The following is a 6,000-nucleotide window of genomic DNA, read 5'->3' on the forward strand; positions in this document are numbered from 1 at the left end:
TACGAGGACCCATGTCAAGTCCCGGGCTAATCGCAACGACAAGATTGTCGATGCTCCCAGGACCAGAACGGGCCCTATTGACAATTATTGCATGGTTTGTGTATGAGGCAAGCCAGGCGCATCCTATTCCGGCCGCCTCCGCCGGCGCCACGCACGGGCCGCCGCCACCCAGATCGGTGCGACTTCGATTCCCTCGTCATCGGAGAGCCGCCGGCGCGTCCGCGCCCTGGCCCTCAGCAGGAAGACCACCCCCAGTCCGACAACCAGGTACTGCACGGAGAACGCCAGCCGGAACGAATCGAGGGAGTACAGGTCGCTCGTTCCGCCGGCGGCGACCCGCCAGCCATCCTGAAGGTCGAGCAGAAGCCCGATCAGGTAGACCATCACGAAGCTCGCGGTGAACCCGCCCACGTTGACGACGCCGTTGGCGGAGCCGTGGCTGCGCTGGGGATTGAACGTGCGGGCGAAGTCGAATCCGATCAACGAACCGGGCCCGCCGATCCCCAGGGCCACCAGCAACACGACCACCAGCCACAACGGGGGCGTCGCCGGCCAGAGCAGGACAAATGCCCAGGCCGTGCCCATCAGCGAGACCACGGCGAGAACGATGTTGCTGCGCCGCAACGGGTACCGTGCCGTCAGGATTCCGAGGATGGGTCCGGCGATCACCCCGGCCCCGACCAGGACCATCAGCATCCCTGCCGCGAAGGACGGGTCGTAGTCGAGGCCGTAGACCATGAAGGGGAAGCCCCAGAGGAGGCTGAAGACGGTTCCGGAGGACTGGGTCACATAGTGGGACCAGAACCCCAGCTGGGTGCCCGGCCGCTTGAAACTGTGCTTGAGCAGGGCGAGCGCCGCGGCCCAGCTGGCCGGACGGTCCTCGGCCAGGACACCGGCCGGGCGGTCCTGCACGACGATGATCACCACGACCAGCGCGACGACCGCGACGGATGCCGCTGACACGAACGCGGCCGTCCAGCCCCAGGTGTGCAGCACCCAGGCCAGGGGCACGGCCGACATGACCTGGCCCAGCTGGCCGATGTTGCCGAGCCACTGGGAGAGCTGCGGCACGCTCCGGCCGGAGAACCAGGAGCCGATCAGCCGGATCATGGAGATGAAGATCGTGGCATCGCCGGCCCCCACGAGGATCCGGCCGACCACCGCCACCCCGATGGTCGGCGCGAAGGCCAGGGTGAGCTGCCCACCCACCATCAGCGCGGTGCCGGAGATGACGAGCACCCTGGGGCCGTACCGGTCGATCAGCACGCCCACCGGAACCTGGGCGGCGGCGTAGACCACCAGCTGCACCACCGCGAGGCTGGAGAGCACCGCGGCCGAGCCGCCGAACCGTTCCGTTGCGGCGACCCCGGCGACGCCGAGGGACGAGCGCTGCAATACGGCGGACAGGTACGCGAACGACCCGATGGAGAAGATCAACCAGGATCGACGCGAGTTCATTGCCCCCAACTTACCCGCGCTGGGAGACGGAACGGTCGGGTGCTCCGGCGGGCGGTGCGCACCGAGGTGCTGACCGCGCAGCTCACGCGGGCGGGCCGTCGTCCCGACTGCGGCGGGTGGCCAGGAAGTTCTCGAGTTCGGCGGCGATCTCGTCCGCGCTGGGAAGTTCGCCCGCCTCGTCGGTCAGCGGCGACCGCAGGGTGCTTCCCTCCATATAGGCGTCATACCGCTCCTCGAGCGTCCCGACGAGTTTGGCGAGTTCGGGGTTGTCGTGCACCTGCTCGTCGATCCTCGCCACGAAATCACGGTTCTGTTCCCTGAGCTTGTCGGACGGGAAGATAAGCCCGGTCGCCGCGCTCGTGCTCTCCAGGGCAGAGAGAGCCGTGGACGGGAATTCGGTGTCGGCCAGGTAGTGCGGCACGAGCAGGACGAAGCCGACGACGGATGCCCCGCTCTCCTGCAGCCGGAACTCGACCAGGTGGAGGGCGTTGGCCGGCACCTGTGTGTGCGGCCTCCAGACGGACATGCTCTCAATCAGGTCCGAACGGTTGCCGCTCACGGTGACGCCGATCGGACGGGTGTGCGGCACCGGCATCGGGATCGCGTGCACCCAGGTGGTCGAGGACACTTTGAAGCGCCGTACCAATTCGAGCACCGCCGCCGTGAACTGCTCCCAGCGGAAGTCGGGTTCGAAGCCGGCCAGGAGCAGGAACTGCTGCCCGATCTCGTCACGGGCCAGGTACAGCCTCAGGGTGGGCGGCCGGTAGTCGGTGAGGTGGTCCTGGTCGAAGTAGATGATCGGGCGGCGTGCCCGGTAGTCGAGGAGGACATCGGCGTCGAATCCGGCGATCGCCGAGTGCTCGAGGGTGTTGCGCAGGTATTCCGTGAATTGCGACACCGCGCCCCCGGCATCCGCGAAGCCGGTCAGCCCCGCGACCAGGTGCAGGCCCTCCGGGACGCGCTCGGCATCAGCGGTCAACTCGTAAAGGTCACCAGGATCGCGCATGTCGTTAACTCTAAACGTCAATATCCGTGCGTCGAAGGAATCGGTCGCCGCGCCGTGGTGCCGAGAGCGAACAGACCGCCCCGTAGCATCGAGGGATGACCGTTCCCCGCCTCACCGTGTCCGCACAGCCCGCAATCGACGCCGACGTCGACGTCCTGATCATCGGGGCGAGCTCCTCCGGCGAAACCGCCGTGTTGTTCGCAGACCCTGCCTTCGACGGCCTGTCGGCGCAACTCGCTTCCCTCGGCGTGACCGGCGCCCGGGACCAGCTCGTGCGTCTGCCTGCCTCGGTGGGTGCGGCCCGCAGCATCGCCATCATCGGGATCGGACAGGAGCCGACGGCCGACGCCCTGCGCCACGCGGCCGGATCCGCCGTCCGCCAGCTCACCGGGGTCTCCTCGGTCGCGTTCGCGTTCCCGACCACCACCGCAGAGGATGCAGAAGCGGTCCTGGAGGGCGCGGCGCTCGGCGCGTACTCGTTCACGACCTACCGGCACAGCTCACTGGCCGCCACCAAGCTCCCGGCCGGAAACATCGTCATGCACACCGGACTTGACCTGGGCGATGCCCCCACCCGTGTCGGCATCGTCGCGGACGCGGTGAGCCTGATCAAGGACCTCGTCAACACTCCCCCGTCCGATCTCTACCCCGAGTCCCTCGCCCGGCTCGCCGTCGAGGCGGTCGACGCCCAGCCCGGCCTGCCGATCGAGGTGCGGGTGTGGAACGAGGACCAGCTCGTCGCCGACGGCTTCGGCGGGATCGCCGGCGTCGGCCAGGGTTCGACCCGGCCGCCGCGCCTGGTCAAGGTCACCTACTCGCCGGCCGGGGCGACCAGACACCTCGCCCTCGTCGGCAAGGGCATCACCTTCGACACCGGCGGACTCTCGCTGAAGCCGCCGGCATCCATGGTGGGCATGAAGTACGACATGACCGGGGCAGCCACCGTCCTGGCGGCCACTCTCGCCGCCGCCCGCCTCGAGCTCGACCTGAAGGTCACCGCGTGGCTCTGCATCGCCGAGAACATGCCGTCCGGGTCGGCGATCCGGCCCAACGATGTGCTCCGGATCCGCGGCGGCCAGACCGTTGAGGTGCTGAACACCGACGCGGAGGGCCGCCTGGTGCTCGCGGACGGCCTCGTCGCGGCCGGTGAAGAAGCGCCCGACGCCATCATCGACGTGGCCACCCTGACCGGGGCGGCCATCGTCGCCCTCGGCACCCGGTACTACGCGGTGATGGGCGACGACACGATGGTCGCCAGGGTCCTCGACGCAGGAAAGGCCGTCGGCGAGCAGGCCTGGCCGATGCCGCTGCCCGACGAACTTCGCCCCCTCCTCAGCTCCGACGTCGCGGACATTGCGAATGCGAAGATCGGCAGCGCCGCAGGAGGAATGCTGCTGGCCGGAGTGTTCCTCCGTGAGTTCATCGGCACCCGCGGCGAGGGCGACGACGCGGTGAAGATCCCGTGGGCGCACCTCGACATTGCCGGCCCGGCTCACAACACCGGCAGCGCATTCGGTTTCACCAGCGCCGGACCGACCGGGATTTCGCTTCGGGCACTGCTTCGACTGGCCGAGGACTTTTCACGCCCGTAGTACAGTCAAGGAGGCAAGATAAGCTTGCCGGTCAGCGAATGCCTGCGGCGTCGTCTTCCCGGCGAACCGAGTTAGTGATGCACGAGGGAGTATCTGGGTGTCGGAACAGAATTTTGACCTTGTCGTTCTCGGTGGAGGAAGCGGTGGATACGCAGCGGCATTGCGTGCGGTCCAGCTTGGCCTCACCGTTGGCCTGATCGAGAAGGGCAAGCTCGGTGGCACCTGTCTCCACTTGGGCTGCATTCCGACCAAGGCGCTCCTGCACTCCGCAGAGGTTGCGGACGTGAGCAGGGAGTCCGCGAAGTACGGCGTGAAGACGCAGTTCGACGGCATCGACATGCAGGCCGTCACCGCGTTCCGCGAGGGAATCGTCGCCTCCAAGTTCAAGGGGCTGCAGGGCCTGATCAAGGCCCGCGGCATCACCGTCATTGCCGGTGAAGGCCGACTGGTCTCCCCGACGACCGTGCAGGTCGGCGAGGACACCATCGTCGGCAAGAACGTCGTCCTGGCGACCGGTTCGTACTCTCGGTCGCTGCCCGGCCTGGAGGTCGGCGGGCGGGTCATCACCAGCGAGCACGCCCTCGAACTCGACTACGTGCCCCGCAAGGTCGCCGTCCTCGGCGGCGGCGTCATCGGCGTCGAATTCGCCAGCGTCTGGAAGTCGTTCGGCGCCGACGTCACAATCATCGAGGCGCTCCCCCACTTGGTCCCGAACGAGGAAGAGTCCGTCTCCAAGCAGTTGGAACGAGCCTTCCGCAAGCGCGGCATCGAGTACTCCCTCGGCATCCGGTTCCAGAGTGTCAGCCAGGACGAGAACGGGGTCGTCGTCACCCTCGAAAACGGCGCCACCGTCGAAGCCGACCTCCTCCTCGTGGCCGTCGGTCGCGGCGCAGCCACCGCGGGACTCGGCTTCGAAGAGGTCGGCATCACGGTCGACCGTGGCTTCGTCATCACCGACGAGCGCCTCGCCACGAACATCCCCGGCGTCTACGCCGTCGGCGACATCGTGCCCGGCCTGCAGCTCGCACACCGCGGCTTCCAGCAGGGCATCTTCGTCGCCGAGGAAATCGCGGGCCTGAACCCGATCGTGGTCGAGGACGTCAACATCCCGAAGGTCACCTACTGCGACCCCGAGATCGCCTCGGTCGGCTACTCGGAGGCCAAGGCCGCCGAGAAATTCGGTGCCGACAAGATCTCCACCTACGAATACAACCTCGGCGGAAACGGCAAGAGTTCCATCCTCGGCACGAGCGGTTCGATCAAGCTTGTACGCGTGTCGGACGGACCCATCGTCGGAGTGCACATGATCGGCGCCCGCGTGGGCGAACTGATCGGTGAGGGCCAGCTGGTCGTGAACTGGGAGGCGTACCCCGAGGACATCGCCCCGTTCCTGCACGCGCACCCCACCCAGAACGAGGCGCTCGGCGAAGCCTTCCTTGCCCTGGCCGGCAAGCCCCTGCACGCGATGTAGCCGAATCCCGGCACGCAGACTCTCAGTAAGCAAATTACAGACAAATGGTTTTGAAGGAGACAGACGCATGAGCGAATCCGTTAACCTCCCGGCACTCGGTGAGAGTGTCACAGAGGGTACGGTAACCCGCTGGCTTAAGAACGTGGGCGACCACGTCGAAGTCGACGAGCCGCTGTTGGAAGTATCGACCGACAAGGTGGACACGGAAATCCCGTCCCCCGTTGCGGGCATCATCGAGGCCATCCTGGTTCAGGAAGACGAGACCGTCGAGGTCGGAACCCCCCTGGTGACCATCGGTGACGGCTCGGCAGCGGCGGCTCCCGCCGCCGCACCGGTCGCCGAGGCACCGGTCGCCGAGGCACCGGTCGCCGAGGCACCGGTCGCCGAGGCACCGGCCGCGCCCGCACCGATCGAGCCTGCGCCCGTCGCACCGGCCCCGGTGAATGTGGCACCCGTCGCAGCACCTCTGGCTC

Annotated in this window: 5 protein-coding genes; 3 read left to right on the top strand and 2 right to left on the bottom strand. The window is 67.5% G+C overall.

Annotated elements, in window-relative coordinates:
- Positions 1-123: 123 nt before the first annotated feature.
- Positions 124-1,458 carry an MFS transporter gene (locus E3T48_RS11795; protein WP_134524253.1) on the bottom strand — a complete coding sequence of 445 codons (1,335 nt, stop codon included), beginning with the start codon at positions 1,456-1,458 and terminating at the stop codon, positions 124-126.
- Between the two features lie 82 nt (positions 1,459-1,540).
- Positions 1,541-2,464 carry a proteasome assembly chaperone family protein gene (locus tag E3T48_RS11800; protein ID WP_134524254.1) on the bottom strand — a complete coding sequence of 308 codons (924 nt, stop codon included), beginning with the start codon at positions 2,462-2,464 and terminating at the stop codon, positions 1,541-1,543.
- Between the two features lie 95 nt (positions 2,465-2,559).
- Here E3T48_RS11800 and E3T48_RS11805 point away from each other — a divergent pair, with 95 nt between their 5' ends.
- From E3T48_RS11805 to E3T48_RS11815, 3 genes are all read left to right on the top strand, one after another.
- Positions 2,560-4,056 (top strand): leucyl aminopeptidase, encoded by a 1,497-nt coding sequence (locus E3T48_RS11805; RefSeq protein ID WP_134524255.1) that lies wholly within the window; start codon positions 2,560-2,562, stop codon positions 4,054-4,056.
- A gap of 97 nt (positions 4,057-4,153) precedes the next feature.
- Positions 4,154-5,527 carry a dihydrolipoyl dehydrogenase gene (lpdA, locus tag E3T48_RS11810; protein WP_134524256.1) on the top strand — a complete coding sequence of 458 codons (1,374 nt, stop codon included), beginning with the start codon at positions 4,154-4,156 and terminating at the stop codon, positions 5,525-5,527.
- A gap of 67 nt (positions 5,528-5,594) precedes the next feature.
- The coding region (locus E3T48_RS11815) for a biotin/lipoyl-containing protein (RefSeq protein WP_338145238.1) at positions 5,595-6,000 on the top strand (406 nt) is incomplete at its 3' end.

This window comes from Cryobacterium fucosi, assembly GCF_004403515.1.
GTDB classification, from domain to species: Bacteria; Actinomycetota; Actinomycetes; order Actinomycetales; family Microbacteriaceae; genus Cryobacterium; species Cryobacterium fucosi.

Excerpts from the sequence above, each read along its gene's own strand:
- E3T48_RS11795 (WP_134524253.1), bottom strand. The coding sequence starts at position 1,458 with ATGAACTCGCGTCGATCCTGGTTGATCTTCTCCATCGGGTCGTTCGCG.
- E3T48_RS11800 (WP_134524254.1), bottom strand. The coding sequence starts at position 2,464 with ATGCGCGATCCTGGTGACCTTTACGAGTTGACCGCTGATGCCGAGCGC.
- E3T48_RS11805 (WP_134524255.1), top strand. The coding sequence starts at position 2,560 with ATGACCGTTCCCCGCCTCACCGTGTCCGCACAGCCCGCAATCGACGCC.